The sequence below is a fragment of the Pseudomonas sp. PAGU 2196 genome (assembly GCF_022179005.1).
In the GTDB taxonomy this organism is placed as follows: Bacteria; Pseudomonadota; Gammaproteobacteria; order Pseudomonadales; family Pseudomonadaceae; genus Aquipseudomonas; species Aquipseudomonas kermanshahensis.
In genome coordinates this window covers 37,876-54,153 of sequence record NZ_BNTL01000020.1, presented here as the reverse complement: position 1 = coordinate 54,153, position 16,278 = coordinate 37,876, and the positions used below count along the sequence as shown (strand labels likewise).

Sequence of the window (16,278 nt, the reverse complement as noted above, 5' to 3'; positions counted from 1 at the left end):
AATGTAGTCTGCCTATGTCCCTGCGCGTGTACCTTCGCACAGCCCTGCTCGGGCTGTGCTTGTCCCTCTCGTTCGCGGCCACCGCGAACGCCGCGGCCGAAGCGCCGACCACCGCCAGCATCCAGCACAGCCTCGACAAGATCGCCGAGCGCAAGCTGCCCGAGGCCGATCAGAAGGCCCTGCAGCAGGTGCTCGAACAAACCCTGAGCCTGCTGGCCACCAAGGAAGACAACGAGCGCAAGTTGGCCGCGCTGAAGCAACAGCTGGCCGGCGCACCGAAAGAAACCAGCGACAGCCAAAAAGAATTGGCCCGGCTCAAGGAAAGCAAGCCGCAGCCCGTCGCCCAACGCTATGCCACCCTCTCGGTGCCCCAGCTGGAGCAACTGCTCAGCGAGCGCAGCACCCTGCAAGGCGAGCTGCAAAAGGCGCTGTCCGAAGCCAACAGCCTGATCATCAATTCCCAGACCCGCCCAGAGCGCGCCCAGGCCGAGATCAGCAACAGCCAGGCCCGCTCCCAGCAAATCAACAACGCCCTCAAATCCGGCAAGGACAACGGCAAGGCGCTCAACGCCGACCAGCGCAACCAGCTCAGTGCCGAGCTCGCTTCGCTCAACGCGCTGACCCTACTGCGCCGCCAGGAGCTGGCCGGCAACAGCCTGCTGCAAGACCTTGGCAATGCCCGCCACGACTTGCTGATCGAGCGCGCCGCACGCCTGGAGCAGGAAATCCAGGACCTGCAGACGCTGATCAACGACAAGCGCCTGGCCCAATCCCAGGAAGCGGTCACCCAGCAGTCGATCGAAGCCCAGAAGGCCGGCGGCAGCAGCCTGTTGGCCACCGAAAGCACGATCAACCTCAAGCTCTCCGATTACCTGCTTAAAAGCACCGACAGGCTCAACGAGCTGACCCAGCAGAACCTGCGCACCAAACAGCAGCTCGACAGCCTGACCCAGGCCGACCAGGCCCTGGACGAGCAGATCAACGTGCTCAAGGGCAGCCTGCTGCTGTCCAAGATCCTCTACAAGCAGAAGCAAACCCTGCCGCACCTGAAGGTCGACCGCGACCTCGCCGACCAGATCGCTGACACCCGCCTTTACCAGTTCGAGATCAACCAGCAGCGCGAGCAGATGAGCAGCCCGGTCACCTACGTCGACAAGCTGCTGGCCAACCAGCCGCCGGAAGACGTCACGCCGCAACTGCGCAAAGCCCTGCTGGAAGTGGCGATCACCCGCACCGACCTGCTGGAGCGCCTGAACCGCGAGCTGTCGGCGCTGCTCAACGAATCGATCACCTTGCAGCTCAACCAGAAGCAGTTGCTGGGCACGGCCCAAGGCCTGCGCACCACCCTCGACGAGCAGATGTTCTGGATCCCCAGCAACAAGCCGCTGGACTGGGACTGGCTGCGCTATGTGCCGGAGCGCTTTGCCAGCCAGGTCGCCGACCTGCCCTGGGGTTCCGGCCTCAAGGAGCTGGCCGATGGCTTGAGCCAGCGCCCGCTGCTGTTCCTGCCGCTGCTACTGGTGATTGGCGCCCTGTTGTGGCGGCGCAAATACCTCTACCTGCGCTTGAGCAAGGTCCACCAGGACATCGGCCACTTCCGCCGTGACAGCCAGTGGCACACGCCCCAGGCCATCCTGATCAACATTCTGTTGGCGATGCCGGTGAGCCTGGGCCTGGCCCTGTGCAGTTATGCCCTGCAGATCGACGCCCGCGGTCAAAACGCCAACCTCGGCGCGGCGCTGTGGCAGTTGGCCCAGGCCTGGCTGGTGTTCTACACCGCCTACCGCATCCTCGCCCCTGGCGGCGTGGCAGAAGTGCACTTCCGTTGGCACAAGCCGCAGGTCGAATTCCTCCGGGGCTGGGTGCGCAGGCTGGGCACCGTGGTGCTGGCACTGGTCGGCGTGGTGGCGGTTGCCGAGCACCAGCCTTCGGCACTGGCCGATGATGTACTCGGCATCGGCGTGGTGCTGACCTGCTACGCGCTGATGGCCTGGCTGCTCAGCCGCCTGCTGCTGAGCAGCCCGGCGCATCGCGACACGTCGCTGTTCCGCAAGGCCGTCGGCGTGGCGTTCACCGCCCTACCGATCGCCTTGTTCGTCGCGGTGTGCTTCGGCTACTACTACACCGCGCTGAAGCTGACCGACCGGCTGATCTACACCCTGTACCTGCTGCTGTTCTGGCTGGTGATCGAAGCGGCGTTCGTGCGGGGCCTGTCGGTGGCAGCACGGCGCCTGGCCTACCAGCGCGCCCTGAGCAAACGCGCAGCGGCAAAAGAAGGGCTGGATGGCGAAGTCATCACCGAAGAGCCGACGCTGGACATCGAGCAGGTCAACCAACAGTCGCTGCGCCTGATCCGCCTGGCCTTGCTGGGTGGCTTCATTGCCGGCCTGTACTGGGTGTGGTCGGACCTGATCTCGGTGTTCGCCTACCTCAACAACTTCACCCTGTACGAATACACCAGTGGCACCGGCACTGCCGCGAGCATGGTGCCTATCAGCCTGGGCGACCTGCTCGGCGCGCTGGTGATCGTCGGCATCACCTTCGCCCTGGCCGGCAACTTGCCGGGCTTGCTCGAGGTGCTGGTGCTATCACGCCTGAACCTGGCACAGGGCAGTGCCTACGCCACCACCACGCTGCTCTCGTACACCATCGTCGGTATCGGCATCGTCAGTACCCTGTCGACCCTCGGCGTGAGCTGGGACAAGCTGCAGTGGCTGGTAGCAGCCTTGTCGGTTGGCCTGGGCTTCGGCATGCAGGAGATTTTCGCCAACTTCATCTCCGGCATCATGATCCTGTTCGAGCGCCCGGTGCGCATCGGCGACACCATCACCATCGGCAACCTGTCCGGCACGGTGAGCAAGATCCGCATCCGCGCCACCACCATCACCGACTTCGACCGCAAGGACATCATCGTCCCCAACAAGACCTTCATCACCGGCCAGTTGATCAACTGGTCGCTGACCGACACGGTCACCCGGGTGACCTTGAAGCTGGGCATCGACTACGGCTCCGACCTCGACCTGGTGCGCGACCTGCTGCTCAAGGGCGCCCATGAGAACCCGCGGGTGCTCAAGGACCCGGAGCCGATCGTGTACTTCCTCAACTTCGGCGAAAGCTCGCTGGACCACGAACTGCGCATGCACGTGCGTGACCTGGGCGACCGTAACCCGACGCTGGACGAGATCAACCGCTACATCAACCGCGAGTTCAAGGCGCATAACATCAAGATCTCGGTACGTCAGGTCGAGGTGTTCTTGATGGATCAGAAGGGTGGCAAGCAGCAGTTGATTCCGCTGGAGCAGCCGAAATCGGATGGCACTGAAGCGGTATAAAGGGGCTCGAATACCGTATTCTGTTCTGAATCCTTGCGAGGGCTGCGCCCTCGATCGCAGGCAAGCCAGCTCCTACAGGGGCTGCGCCAGCCCCAAGCTCAGCGCTAATTCGGTAGGAGCTGGCTTGCCTGCGATGGGCCGCGAAGCGGCCCCCTTGGCACCGATTTCCAGGAGCAACCCGTGAAAGCCCTCGACCAACTCAGCTTCGACAACCGCTTCGCCCGCCTGGGCGATGCGTTCTCCACCCAGGTCCTGCCCGAACCTATCGCAGACCCGCGCCTGGTGGTGGCAAGCGAGTCGGCCATGGCCCTGCTCGACCTTGACCCCGCGCAAGCCGACTTGCCGGTGTTCGCCGAGTTGTTCAGCGGCCACAAGCTCTGGGAAGAAGCCGACCCACGCGCGATGGTCTACTCCGGCCACCAGTTTGGCTCGTACAACCCGCGCCTGGGCGACGGCCGTGGCCTGTTGCTGGCCGAAGTGCTGAACGAGGCAGGCGAACATTGGGACCTGCACCTCAAAGGCGCTGGCCAGACCCCGTATTCGCGCATGGGCGACGGCCGCGCCGTGCTGCGCTCGTCGATCCGCGAGTTTCTCGCTTCTGAAGCCCTGCACGCTCTGGGCATCCCGACCAGCCGGGCGTTGTGCGTGATCGGTTCGAGCACCGCGGTTTGGCGCGAAAGCCGTGAAAGCGCGGCCATGCTCACGCGCCTGGCACAGAGCCATGTGCGCTTCGGCCATTTCGAGTACTTCTACTACACCCGCCAGCCCGAGCAACAGCGCGTGCTGATCGACCATGTGCTGGAACAGCACTACCCCGAATGCCGCGAGGCCGAACAGCCCTACCTGGCCATGTTCCGTACGATCGTCGAGCGCAACGCCGAGCTGATTGCCCGCTGGCAAGCCTATGGTTTCTGCCACGGGGTGATGAACACCGACAACATGTCGATCCTCGGCATCACCTTCGATTTCGGCCCCTTTGCCTTCCTCGACGACTTCGACGCCAACTTCATCTGCAACCACTCCGACGACCGTGGCCGCTACAGCTACAGCAACCAGGTGCCTATCGCCCACTGGAACCTCAGTGCGCTGGCCCAGGCGCTGACCACGGTGATCGAGGTGGAACCGCTCAAAGAGGCGCTGGGGCTGTTCTTGCCGTTGTACCAGGCGCATTACCTGGACCTCATGCGCCGGCGCCTGGGCCTGACGACCGCCGAGGATGAAGACCTCGCCCTGGTCGAGCGCCTGCTGCAATGCATGCAAAAGGGCGGCGTGGACTACACCCTGTTCTTCCGCAAGCTGGGTGAACAGCCGGTCGCCGAAGCGCTGAAGGTCGTCCGCGACGACTTCATCGACCTGCTGGCCTTCGATGCCTGGGGCACAGACTACCTTGCCCGCTGCGCGCGTGAGGACGGCAACGGCGAAGGGCGGCGTGAACGCATGCATGCGGTGAACCCGCTGTACGTGCTGCGCAACTACCTGGCGCAGAAGGCCATCGAAGCGGCCGAGGCTGGGGATTACAGTGAAGTGCGCCGGCTGCACCAGGTGCTGAGCCGGCCGTTCGAGGAGCAGGCCGGGATGCAGGCATACGCCCAGCGGCCGCCGGAGTGGGGCAAGCACCTGGAAATCAGCTGTTCATCGTGATGCCTGGAAGGTGTTTGCCTTGAGGTTTTCTGTGCCTGTAAGACCGAGCGCCGCGCGGGCGGCGCTCGGTCTCTGCCCCACCACAACGCTCACGCCCTACCCTTGAACCCCTAAGCGTTTTCTTCCAACAACGAATGCAACGCCACAAACTGCTGGGTCAGCTTGTGCCGTGGTTCCAGGTGAATCAGCGGCAAGCTGGCGTGGTGCGACTCGCGCATCTTCACCGAACTGCCCAGGTACACCGGTAGCACTGGCAGGCCTTCGGCCAGCAGTTCGTCGAGCATCTGCTGGGGCAGGCTGGCGCGGGACTGAAACTGGTTGACCACGATGCCCTCGACCAGCAGGTCCTCATTGTGGTCATCTTTGAGCTCTTCGATTTCCGCCAGCAGGCCGTACAGGGCCTGGCGCGAGAAGCTGTCGCAATCGAAGGGGATGAGCACGCGATCGGCCGCGATAAGCGCAGAAACCGCATAAAAATTCAGCGCCGGCGGCGTGTCGATGTAGATCCGCTCGTAATCCTCGTCCAACTCGTCGAGCAACTTACGCAGCTTGTTGATCTTGTGCTTGGCCTCAAGCTTGGGCTGCAGGTCAGCCAGCTCGGCGGTGGCCGTCACCACGTGCAGGTTGTCGAACGGCGTTTCGTAGATATCGACCTTGTTCTTCTTGCTGAAAGGCCCGCTGGACAGGCTTTGCTTGAAGAAATCGGCGATCCCCATGGGGATATCTTCACCCGTCAGGCCGGTGAGGTACTGAGTCGAGTTTGCCTGGGCATCCAGGTCGATCAACAAGGTCCGGTAACCTTCGCTGGCACTGACCGCCGCCAGGTTACAAGCGATGCTCGACTTGCCCACGCCACCTTTCTGATTGAACACCACGCGCCGCATGAGAGACCTCCGTGTATCAACGAATGCCCGAGTATGTGGTGGCTCGCCAGCTAAGGCCAGCGGCAATTGTCAGGTGATGATGGCGAACTGATCGCGATGCCCGAGCGTGCCTACGAAGGCTTCGTGACCTGCCCGGTCAACAGCTCGGCAAACGCCTTGGCCATCGCTGAACTGCCGTGTTCGCGCTGCACCAGCCATACTGCGGTCATCGCGCCTTCATCCAGCAAGGTCCGGTACACCACACCCTCGATGCGCATGCGCTGGAACGAGGCCGGCAATACCGAAACCCCTAGCCCCGCCGACACCAGGCCGATGATGGTCATCGCCTCCCCCGCCTCCTGGGCGAAATGCGGGCTGAACCCGGCGTGCCGCGCCAGGCTGAGCAATTGCGCATGCAGCCCACTGCCATAGCTGCGCGGAAAGAACACGAACGGCTCATGCGCCAGGGAGGCGATGTGCACCCCCAGCTCCGTGCCCACGGCCAAGGGGTGCGAGGCATTGATCACGGCCACCAGCGGCTCGCGAAACAGCTCGGTCGCCACCAGCCCCTCCGGCAACGGCATGGGCCGCATCAGCCCCACCTCGATGGACTCGTCAAACACCGCTTCAGCCACATCACGGCTGCTCAACTCCTTGAGGTTCAGGTGCACGGCCGGGAAGCGCTGGCGGAAAGCATGGATGGCCTTGGGGATTTTCGACGTGAACGGTGCCGATGACGTGAAACCGATCTTCATCTCGCCGAGCTCCCCCAACTGGGCGCGCCGGGCCACATCGGCCGCTTTCTCGACCTGCGCGAGCACCTGACGCGCTTCTTCCAGAAACAACCGCCCGGCCTCGCTCAGTTCGACCCGACGATTGGTACGGTCGAACAGACGGGCACCCAGCTCTTGCTCCAGCGCCTGGATTTGCTGGCTCAAGGGGGGCTGCGAAATACCCAGTTGCTGGGCCGCGCGGCCAAAGTGCAGCTCTTCTGCCACAGCAATGAAGTAACGCAGATGGCGCAGTTCCATGATCGGCTCCAAACAAGTCGCTAGACGTCTTAAATAGGTCGAACAATATATTGGATCTAATCATTAGCCAGCTATATGCTTTTTTCATTGCGCCAGAGGTACCCGCCCGTGAAAACTGCTGTAGCTCCCCTTCCCGTCGACCCAGAACCTGCCCCCCTTAACGAAATGTGGATCGAGAAAGGCACCCCCGCCTTCATGAAGACCGTGCTGGCCCTGTTCAGCGGCGGCTTTGCCACCTTCGCCCTGCTGTACTGCGTGCAGCCGATGATGCCCCTGCTGTCGCAGGAGTTTTCCATCAACGCGGCACAGAGCAGCCTGGTGTTGTCGGTGTCGACTGCCATGCTGGCGTTCGGCCTGTTGATCACCGGGCCGATCTCCGACCGCATCGGGCGCAAGCCGGTGATGGTGTTTGCGCTGGTTTGCGCGGCCCTGTCGACCCTGGCCAGCGCGGTGATGCCGACCTGGGAAGCGGTATTGGCGACACGTGCACTGGTCGGCCTGTCGTTGAGCGGCCTGGCGGCGGTGGCCATGACTTACCTGAGCGAAGAAATCCACCCGCAGCACATCGGCCTGGCCATGGGCCTGTACATCGGCGGCAATGCCATCGGCGGCATGTGCGGGCGCCTCATCACCGGGGTACTGATCGACTTCGTCAGCTGGCACACAGCCATGCTGACCATCGGCGGCCTGGCACTGGTCGCGGCGCTGGTGTTCTGGAAGGTCCTGCCCGAATCACGCAACTTCCGCCCGCAGGCCGTGAACCCGCGCAGCCTGCTGGACGGCTTCGTCATGCACTTCAAGGACGCCGGGCTGCCTTGGCTGTTCCTCGAGGCATTCCTGCTGATGGGCGCCTTCGTCACGCTGTTCAACTACATCGGCTACCGCCTGCTGGCAGGGCCTTATCACATGAACCAGGCGTTGGTCGGCTTGTTGTCGGTGGTGTACCTGTCGGGTATCTACAGCTCTGCGCAGGTCGGCGCACTGGCGGACAAGCTGGGGCGGCGCAAGGTGTTCTGGGTCAGTATCGTGGTGATGGCGGGCGGCTTGCTGATGACCTTGGCCAGCCCGCTGTTGATGGTGATTCTCGGCATGCTGGTGTTCACCTTTGGCTTCTTCGGTGCCCACTCGGTGGCCAGCAGCTGGATCGGGCGGCGGGCGTTGAAGGCCAAGGGGCAGGCTTCGTCGCTGTACCTGTTCTGCTATTACGCGGGGTCGAGTGTGGCCGGGACGGCAGGTGGGGTGTTCTGGCATGCATGGGGGTGGAATGGCATCGGGCTGTTCATCGGCAGCCTGTTGGCCGTGGCGTTGCTGGTGGCGTTGCGCCTGAGCAAGCTTCAGCCGAAAACGGCTTGAGGGCCATTCGCGGGTAAACCCGCTCCCACAGGTATGGCGCTGGCCTCAAGGGTAGTGCAATCCTGTAGGAGCGGGTTTACCCGCGAAAGGGGCCTCGGATCAGTTTATGATCTCGACGATATCCACATCCACTTCACGGCTCATCAGGTGCTTCTCGACTTCGCCGGTCAGCTTGACCTTGGTCTTGTCGTTGAACGGGGTCGGTGGCAGGTCCTCATCGTCGATCTCGACGGTGATGGTGCCGGTGTTGTCCTTGAATTCGTACTTGTCGTCGTTGTTGATCTTCTTGGTCACATAACCCTGCAGCACCACCGGGGTGTCGTCGGCTGCGTCGTTGGCGGCGGCGACAGTAGTGACCGACTGGGCACCTGGGCCGGTATAACCAGCGGCCAGTGCAGCGGTGCTGAACAAAGGGGCGAGGATCAGGGCGAGGTAACGAGCTTTCATGGGGATCAGGTCCTGTTTCGGTTTCGATGGGACCAGATTAACGACGATCGCTGAATCTAAACTTAATCCAACAAAAAACCGGCACTGAGGCCGGTTTCCTGTTTGCTGCATCACCTCACTGGTGATACTGCGCCGACAACTCGTGCACGGCGTTGATGAACGCACCCGCGTGCTCTGGGTCGACTTCCGGGGTAATACCGTGGCCGAGGTTGAACACATGGCCGGTGCCCTTGCCATAGCTGGCCAGAATACGCGCCACTTCCTTGCGGATGGCTTCGGGCTTGGCGTACAGCACGGTTGGGTCCATGTTGCCTTGCAGCGCAACTTTGTCACCGACACGGCGGCGGGCATCGCCGATCTCGCAGGTCCAGTCCAGGCCCAGCGCATCGGCACCGGCTTCGGCGATGCTTTCCAGCCACATGCCGCCGTTTTTGGTGAACAGAATGACCGGCACCTTGCGCCCGTCGTGCTCGCGGATCAGCCCGCTGACGATCTTGCGCATGTAGGCCAGGGAGAACTCCTGGTAGGCCGCCGCCGACAGGTTGCCGCCCCAGGTGTCGAAGATCTGCACAGCCTGGGCACCGGCCAGGATCTGGCCGTTGAGGTAGCTGGTGACCGACTGGGCCAGCTTGTCCAGCAACAGGTGCAGGGCTTGCGGGTTGTCGTAGGCCATGGCCTTGGTCTTGCGGAAGTCCTTGGACGAACCGCCTTCGACCATGTAAGTGGCCAGGGTCCATGGGCTGCCCGAGAAGCCAATCAGCGGGACACGGCCGTTGAGCTCGCGACGGATGGTGCTGACGGCGTCCATCACGTAGCCCAGGTCCTTCTGCGGATCAGGGATCGGCAGTGCCTCGATGTCAGCCGGGGTGCTGATGACTTTCTTGAAGCGCGGGCCTTCGCCGGTTTCGAAGTACAGGCCAAGGCCCATGGCATCGGGGATGGTGAGGATGTCCGAGAACAGGATCGCCGCGTCCAGTGGGTAGCGGTCCAGCGGCTGCAGGGTGACCTCGCAGGCAAACTGCGGGTTCATGCACAGGCTCATGAAGTCACCGGCCTTGGCACGGCTGGCGCGGTACTCCGGCAGGTAACGGCCAGCCTGGCGCATCATCCAGACCGGGGTGACGTCTACGGGTTGCTTGAGCAGTGCACGCAGGAAACGATCGTTCTTCAGGGCAGTCATGTCGGCATCCGGCAAAAAAGTGCGGGCATTTTCTCAGACGCCAGCACAAAAGGCACGGCCAAGGCCATGCGTTTTGTCTATTGGGTGCCTTGGATCAAGCAATTTTGTATACAAAACGCCAAAGGGGCTGCTTTGCAGCCCATCGCGGCACAAGGCCGCTCCCACTGCAGGAATGCACTTCCCTGTGGGAGCGGCCTTGTGCCGCGATGGGCCGCAAAGCGGCCCCAGCATTCAATCAGACTTCCAGGTAATCCAGGATACCTTCAGCAGCGGTGCGGCCTTCGAAAATGGCGGTTACCACCAGGTCCGAACCGCGCACCATGTCGCCGCCCGCAAAGATTTTCGGGTTGCTGGTTTGGTGCTTGAACTTGCCCTTTTCCGGCGCAACAACGCGGCCCTGGGTGTCCATCTGGATACCATGCTGCTCGAACCATGGCGCCGGGCTCGGGCGGAAACCGAAGGCGATCACCACGGCATCGGCCGGCAGGATCTCTTCAGAACCCGGGATCGGCTCAGGGCTGCGGCGGCCACGGGCGTCCGGCTCGCCGAGACGGGTCTCGACCACCTTCACGCCTTCGACCTTGTCTTCACCGACGATGGCGATCGGCTGGCGGTTGTAGAGGAACTTCACGCCCTCTTCCTTGGCGTTCTTCACCTCTTTGCGCGAACCCGGCATGTTGGCCTCGTCACGACGATAGGCACAGGTCACCGACTTGGCGCCCTGGCGGATCGAGGTGCGGTTGCAGTCCATCGCGGTGTCACCACCGCCCAGCACCACGACCTTCTTGCCCTGCATGTCGACGAAGTCTTCCGGCGACTTCTCGAAGCCCAGGTTGCGGTTGACGTTGGCGATCAAGAAGTCCAGCGCGTCATGCACGCCCGGCAGGTCCTCGCCCGGGAAGCCGCCCTTCATGTAGGTGTAGGTGCCCATGCCCATGAACACCGCGTCGTACTCGGCCAGCAACTGCTCCATGGTGATGTCGGTGCCCACCTCGGTGTTCAGGCGGAACTCGATGCCCATGCCGGTGAAGACTTCGCGGCGGTTGCTCAGCACGGTCTTTTCCAGCTTGAACTCGGGGATACCGAAGGTCAGCAGGCCGCCGATTTCCGGGTTCTTGTCGAACACCACCGGGGTCACGCCGGCGCGCACCAGCACGTCGGCACAGCCCAGGCCCGCCGGGCCGGCACCGATGATGGCGACACGCTTGCCAGTCGGCTTGACCTTGGACATGTCTGGGCGCCAGCCCATGGCGAAAGCGGTGTCGGTGATGTACTTCTCCACCGAGCCGATGGTCACCGCGCCAAAACCGTCGTTCAGGGTGCAGGCACCCTCGCACAGGCGGTCCTGCGGACAAACACGGCCGCACACTTCAGGCAGGGTGTTGGTCTGGTGCGACAGTTCTGCCGCCGCCAGGATGTTGCCCTCGGACACCAGCTTCAACCAGTTGGGGATGAAGTTGTGCACCGGGCACTTCCATTCGCAATACGGGTTACCGCAGCCCAGGCAACGGTGCGCCTGCTCCACGGACTGCTGCGGCTTGAAGGGTTCGTAGATCTCGACGAACTCTTTCTTGCGCTGGCGCAGCAGCTTTTTCTTTGGGTCTTTACGCCCCACTTCGATGAACTGGAAGTCGTTGCTCAGACGTTCAGCCATTTTTCAAAACCTCTTTACCGCAGTCGCAAGCTACAAGCCGCAAGCTGCAAGTCGATCACTTGGGTCCGGCAAACCTCGCACTGCGTTTACTCGCAGTTTGAGGCTTGCCACTTGCAGCTGTTGTTACTGCGGGTTGGCACGGGTGCTGGACAGCAGTTGCTTGAGGTTGGCCGCCTTCGGCTTGACCAGCCAGAAGCGCCGCACGTAGTCGTCCAGGTTCTCGAAGAGCTCACGCCCCCACTCGCTGCCGGTCTCGTCCACGTATTCGCCAAGGACGCGCGCCAGGTGGCTGCGGTACGCCTCCATCGCTTCACCACTGATGCGCTGGATTTCCACCAGTTCATGGTTGAGCTTGTCGACGAAGCTGTTGTCCATGTCGAGCACGTAGGCGAAGCCGCCGGTCATGCCAGAGCCGAAGTTGTAACCGGTCTTGCCCAGGACGCAGACAAAGCCGCCGGTCATGTATTCACAGCAGTGATCGCCAGTGCCCTCGACAACAGCGTGGGCGCCAGAGTTACGCACAGCGAAGCGCTCGCCCGCGGTACCGGCGGCGAACAGCTTGCCGCCAGTGGCACCGTACAGGCAGGTGTTGCCGACGATGGCGCTGTGCTGGGTTTCGAACGGGCTGCCGGCAGGTGGCACGATGGTGACCTTGCCACCGGTCATGCCTTTGCCGACGTAGTCGTTGGCGTCGCCTTCCAGGTGCAGGTTCAGGCCACCGGCGTTCCACACGCCGAAACTCTGGCCCGCAGTGCCCTTGAAGCGGAAGGTGATCGGTGCAGCGGCCATGCCCTGGTTGCCGTGCAAGCGGGCGATCTCACCCGAGATGCGCGCACCGATGGAGCGGTCGCAGTTGCAGATGTCGAGGCTGAACTCGCCACCGGACTGGTCGCGGATCGCCGGCATGGCCATTTCGACCATTTTCTCGGCCAGCTCGCCCTTGTCGAACGGCGGGTTCTTGTCGACTTCGCAGAACTGCGGCTTGTCCGCCGGAATGTGCGAACTGCCCAGCAGCGGCGACAGGTCCAGGTACTGCTGGCGCTCGGTGTCGCCTGGCAGGATGTCGAGCAGGTCGGTGCGGCCGATCAGCTCGCCCAGGCTACGCACACCCAGTTTGGCCAGCCACTCGCGGGTCTCTTCGGCGACGAAGGTGAAGAAGTTGATCACCATGTCGACGGTGCCGATGTAGTGGTCCTTGCGCAGCTTGTCGTTCTGGGTGGCGACGCCGGTGGCGCAGTTGTTCAGGTGGCAAATACGCAGGTATTTGCAGCCCAGGGCGATCATCGGCGCGGTGCCGAAGCCGAAGCTCTCGGCGCCGAGGATGGCCGCCTTGATCACGTCAAGGCCGGTTTTCAGGCCACCGTCGGTCTGCACCCGCACTTTGCCGCGCAGGTCGTTGCCGCGCAGGGTCTGGTGGGTTTCGGCAAGGCCGAGCTCCCACGGTGCGCCCGCGTACTTGATGGAGGTCAGTGGCGAAGCACCGGTACCGCCGTCGTAGCCCGAGATGGTAATCAGGTCGGCATAGGCCTTGGCCACGCCGGCGGCGATGGTACCCACGCCTGCTTCGGCGACCAGTTTGACCGAGACCAGCGCCTGCGGGTTGACCTGCTTGAGGTCGTAGATCAGCTGGGCCAGGTCTTCGATCGAGTAGATGTCATGGTGCGGCGGTGGCGAGATCAGGGTCACGCCCGGTACCGCGTAGCGCAGCTTGGCGATCAGGCCGTTGACCTTGCCGCCTGGCAGCTGGCCGCCCTCACCCGGCTTGGCGCCTTGGGCTACCTTGATCTGCAGCACTTCGGCGTTGACCAGGTATTCCGGGGTCACGCCAAAGCGGCCGGTGGCCACCTGCTTGATCTTGGAGCTGCGCACGGTGCCGTAGCGCGACGGGTCTTCACCGCCCTCGCCCGAGTTGGAACGCGCGCCCAGGCGGTTCATGGCCTCGGCCAGCGCCTCGTGGGCTTCTGGCGACAAAGCGCCCAGCGAGATACCGGCGGAATCGAAGCGCTTGAGGATGGCCTCCAACGGTTCGATCTGCTCGATCGCCAGCGGCTGGTCAGCCACTTTGACCTTGAGCAGGTCGCGGATCATGGACACCGGGCGCTGGTCGACCAGCGAGGTGTATTCCTTGAACTTGGCGTAGTCGCCCTGCTGCACAGCCGCCTGCAGGGTGTTGACCACATCCGGGTTGTAGGCGTGGTATTCGCCACCGTGGACGAATTTGAGCAGGCCACCTTGCTGGATCGGCTTGCGCGCGCTCCAGGCTTCGGCTGCGAGCAGCTTCTGGTCGCTTTCCAGGTCTTCGAAACGCGCACCCTTGATGCGGCTCGACACGCCCTTGAAGCTCAGGCCGACCACTTCCTCGGCCAGGCCGATGGCTTCGAACAGCTGCGCACCCCGGTACGAAGCGATGGTGGAGATGCCCATCTTGGACAGGATCTTCAGCAGGCCCTTGGAGATGCCTTTGCGGTAATACTTGAACACCTCGTCCAGATCGCCCAGCACTTCGCCGGTACGGATCAGGTCGGCCAGCACTTCGTACGCCAGGTACGGGTAGACGGCCGAGGCACCGAAGCCCAGCAGCACAGCGAAGTGGTGCGGGTCACGGGCGGTAGCGGTTTCGACCAGGATGTTGCTGTCGCACCGCAGGCCCTGCTCGGTCAGGCGGTGGTGTACGGCACCCACGGCGAGCGAAGCGTGCACCGGCAACTTGCCCGGGGCGATGTAACGGTCGCTCAGCACCAGTTGAGTCTTGCCACTGCGCACCGCTTCTTCGGCTTGGTCGGCGATGTTGCGGATGGCCGCTTCCAGGCCGACGCCTTGCTCGTAGTTGAGGTCGATCAGTTGGCGGTCGAAGCCTTCGCGCTCCAGGTTCATCAGCGAGCGCCACTTGGCAGGCGAGATGACCGGCGAGCTGAGGATGACCCGCGAGGCATGCTCCGGGGATTCCTGGAAGATGTTGCGCTCGGCGCCCAGGCAAATCTCCAGCGACATGACGATCGCTTCGCGCAGCGGGTCGATCGGCGGGTTGGTGACCTGCGCGAACTGCTGGCGGAAGAAGTCATACGGCGAACGCACGCGCTGCGACAGCACAGCCATCGGCGTGTCGTCACCCATCGAGCCGACCGCTTCCTGGCCCTGCTCACCCAGCGGGCGCAGCACCTGGTCACGCTCTTCGAAGGTGACCTGGAACATCTTCATGTATTGCTTGAGCTGGTCAGCATCGTAGCTGGCCGCGCCCTGGTCGTCGGTCAAGGTCGCCTGGATACGCGTGGCGTGCTGACGCAGCCAGCGCTTGTACGGGTGGCGCGACTTCAGACGGTTGTCGATGGCGTCGGTGTCGAGGATCTGGCCGGTTTCGGTGTCCACGGCGAAGATCTGGCCCGGGCCGACACGGCCCTTGGCGATGACGTCTTCAGGCTTGTAGTCCCATACGCCGATTTCCGACGCGATGGTGATGTAGCCATTGGTGGTGGTCACCCAACGCGCCGGGCGCAGGCCGTTACGGTCGAGCAGGCACACCGCGTGGCGGCCTTCGGTCATGACGATACCGGCCGGGCCATCCCACGGCTCCATGTGCATGGAGTTGTATTCGTAGAAGGCGCGCAGGTCGGCGTCCATGGTCTCGACGTTCTGCCAAGCCGGCGGTACCAGCATGCGCACGCCGCGGAACAGGTCGATGCCACCGGTGACCATCAGCTCGAGCATGTTGTCCATGCTCGACGAGTCGGAGCCCACACGGTTGACCAGCGGGCCGAGTTCTTCGAGGTCAGGGATCTGGTCATTGGCGAACTTGGTGCGACGGGCCATGGCCCAGTTACGGTTGCCAGTGATGGTGTTGATCTCGCCGTTGTGGGCGAGGAAGCGGAACGGCTGCGCCAGCGGCCATTTCGGCAGGGTGTTGGTGGAGAAGCGCTGGTGGAACACGCAAATCGCGGTCTGCAGGCGCTCGTCACCCAGGTCTGGATAGAACGCCGCGAGATCGCGCGGCATCATCAGGCCTTTGTAGATGATGGTCTTGTGCGAGAAGCTGCAGATGTAGTGGTCGGTGTCGTGAGCGTTGGCCACGGACGAACGACGACGGGCACTGAACAGCTTGATGGCGAATTCCTGATCGCTCAGGCCTTCACCGCCGATGAACACCTGCTCGATCTGCGGCAGGCGCTCCAGCGCCAGGCGACCCAGCACGCTGGTGTCGATCGGCACCTTGCGCCAGCCGACCAGCTTGAGGCCAGCGGCGAGGATCTCGCGGTCCATGTTGGCGCGGGCGGCTTCTGCTTTGACCGGGTCCTGGTTGAAGAACACCATGCCGACGGCGTACTGCTTGGGCAGCTCGACGGCAAACTGTTCCTGGGCCACGGCCCGCAGGAATTGATCGGGCTTCTGCATGAGCAGACCGCAACCGTCACCGGTTTTGCCGTCGGCGTTGATACCGCCGCGGTGGGTCATGCACGTCAGTGCCTGCATGGCGGTTTGCAGAAGGTGGTGACTTGGCTCGCCCGTCATATGGGCGATCAGGCCAAAACCACAGTTGTCCTTGAATTCTTCGGGATGGTACAGACCTGTTTTCATAGACACTTTCTCACCAGGTTCACCTCTCAACGGAGGCAAATCTCTTTTTTAACAACCACTTACCATCCACGCCGATCAAACGCCAGCTTTTTTGCGGTGGTCATGGAAAACCATTGTTGCACAGCGACAGCGATGCCCACAAATTTTCATGTCTCACCATTGAAAATTTATGTCGCGAATTTGAATGTTTTTGCGCCATGCGCCGTGA

General features: G+C 62.8%; 9 protein-coding genes. 3 read left to right on the top strand and 6 right to left on the bottom strand.

The features are described 5' to 3' along the window. Positions 1-14 precede the first annotated feature (14 nt). Complete coding sequence (gene mscK, locus MFF34_RS17835; RefSeq protein ID WP_099430671.1) at positions 15-3,332, top strand: mechanosensitive channel MscK; 3,318 nt, start codon at positions 15-17, stop codon at positions 3,330-3,332. 180 nt (positions 3,333-3,512) lie between these two features. Further along, positions 3,513-4,973, top strand: coding sequence for a protein adenylyltransferase SelO (gene selO, locus MFF34_RS17830; RefSeq protein WP_238215611.1), 1,461 nt, complete (start codon positions 3,513-3,515; stop codon positions 4,971-4,973). Positions 4,974-5,083: 110 nt separating this feature from the next. Here the strand turns inward: selO and MFF34_RS17825 are convergent, their stop codons facing one another. Both MFF34_RS17825 and MFF34_RS17820 read right to left on the bottom strand, forming a co-directional pair. Continuing rightward, the gene (locus MFF34_RS17825; RefSeq protein ID WP_027592366.1) at positions 5,084-5,857 is read right to left on the bottom strand and encodes a ParA family protein; all 774 of its coding nucleotides are present in this window, start codon (positions 5,855-5,857) and stop codon (positions 5,084-5,086) included. 110 nt (positions 5,858-5,967) lie between these two features. After that, a complete protein-coding gene (locus MFF34_RS17820) occupies positions 5,968-6,867 on the bottom strand; it encodes a LysR family transcriptional regulator (protein WP_238215609.1) in 900 nt (299 codons plus the stop codon). Positions 6,868-7,032: 165 nt separating this feature from the next. On the opposite strand from MFF34_RS17820, the gene MFF34_RS17815 reads away from it, so the two are divergent. Then, positions 7,033-8,220, top strand: coding sequence for an MFS transporter (locus MFF34_RS17815; protein ID WP_238215769.1), 1,188 nt, complete (start codon positions 7,033-7,035; stop codon positions 8,218-8,220). Positions 8,221-8,319: 99 nt separating this feature from the next. Here MFF34_RS17815 and MFF34_RS17810 read toward each other — a convergent pair whose 3' ends face one another. The 4 genes from MFF34_RS17810 to gltB form a co-directional block, all read right to left on the bottom strand. Further along, positions 8,320-8,667, bottom strand: coding sequence for a YgiW/YdeI family stress tolerance OB fold protein (locus tag MFF34_RS17810; protein ID WP_099430675.1), 348 nt, complete (start codon positions 8,665-8,667; stop codon positions 8,320-8,322). A 115-nt stretch (positions 8,668-8,782) separates the two neighbouring features. After that, on the bottom strand, positions 8,783-9,847 hold the full coding sequence (gene hemE / locus MFF34_RS17805; protein WP_027592362.1) for a uroporphyrinogen decarboxylase: 1,065 nt from the start codon (positions 9,845-9,847) through the stop codon (positions 8,783-8,785). Between the two features lie 235 nt (positions 9,848-10,082). After that, a complete protein-coding gene (locus MFF34_RS17800; RefSeq protein ID WP_027592361.1) occupies positions 10,083-11,501 on the bottom strand; it encodes an FAD-dependent oxidoreductase in 1,419 nt (472 codons plus the stop codon). Between the two features lie 123 nt (positions 11,502-11,624). Continuing rightward, entirely contained in the window at positions 11,625-16,070 is a 4,446-nt protein-coding gene (gene gltB, locus MFF34_RS17795) for a glutamate synthase large subunit (RefSeq protein WP_238215607.1), read from the bottom strand. Between the last annotated feature and the right edge of the window lie 208 nt (positions 16,071-16,278).

Coding starts and splice junctions, on each gene's coding strand:
- mscK (WP_099430671.1), top strand. CDS start 15: ATGTCCCTGCGCGTGTACCTTCGCACAGCCCTGCTCGGGCTGTGCTTG.
- MFF34_RS17825 (WP_027592366.1), bottom strand. CDS start 5,857: ATGCGGCGCGTGGTGTTCAATCAGAAAGGTGGCGTGGGCAAGTCGAGC.
- MFF34_RS17820 (WP_238215609.1), bottom strand. CDS start 6,867: ATGGAACTGCGCCATCTGCGTTACTTCATTGCTGTGGCAGAAGAGCTG.
- MFF34_RS17815 (WP_238215769.1), top strand. CDS start 7,033: ATGTGGATCGAGAAAGGCACCCCCGCCTTCATGAAGACCGTGCTGGCC.
- MFF34_RS17810 (WP_099430675.1), bottom strand. CDS start 8,667: ATGAAAGCTCGTTACCTCGCCCTGATCCTCGCCCCTTTGTTCAGCACC.
- hemE (WP_027592362.1), bottom strand. CDS start 9,847: ATGACTGCCCTGAAGAACGATCGTTTCCTGCGTGCACTGCTCAAGCAA.
- MFF34_RS17800 (WP_027592361.1), bottom strand. CDS start 11,501: ATGGCTGAACGTCTGAGCAACGACTTCCAGTTCATCGAAGTGGGGCGT.
- gltB (WP_238215607.1), bottom strand. CDS start 16,070: ATGAAAACAGGTCTGTACCATCCCGAAGAATTCAAGGACAACTGTGGT.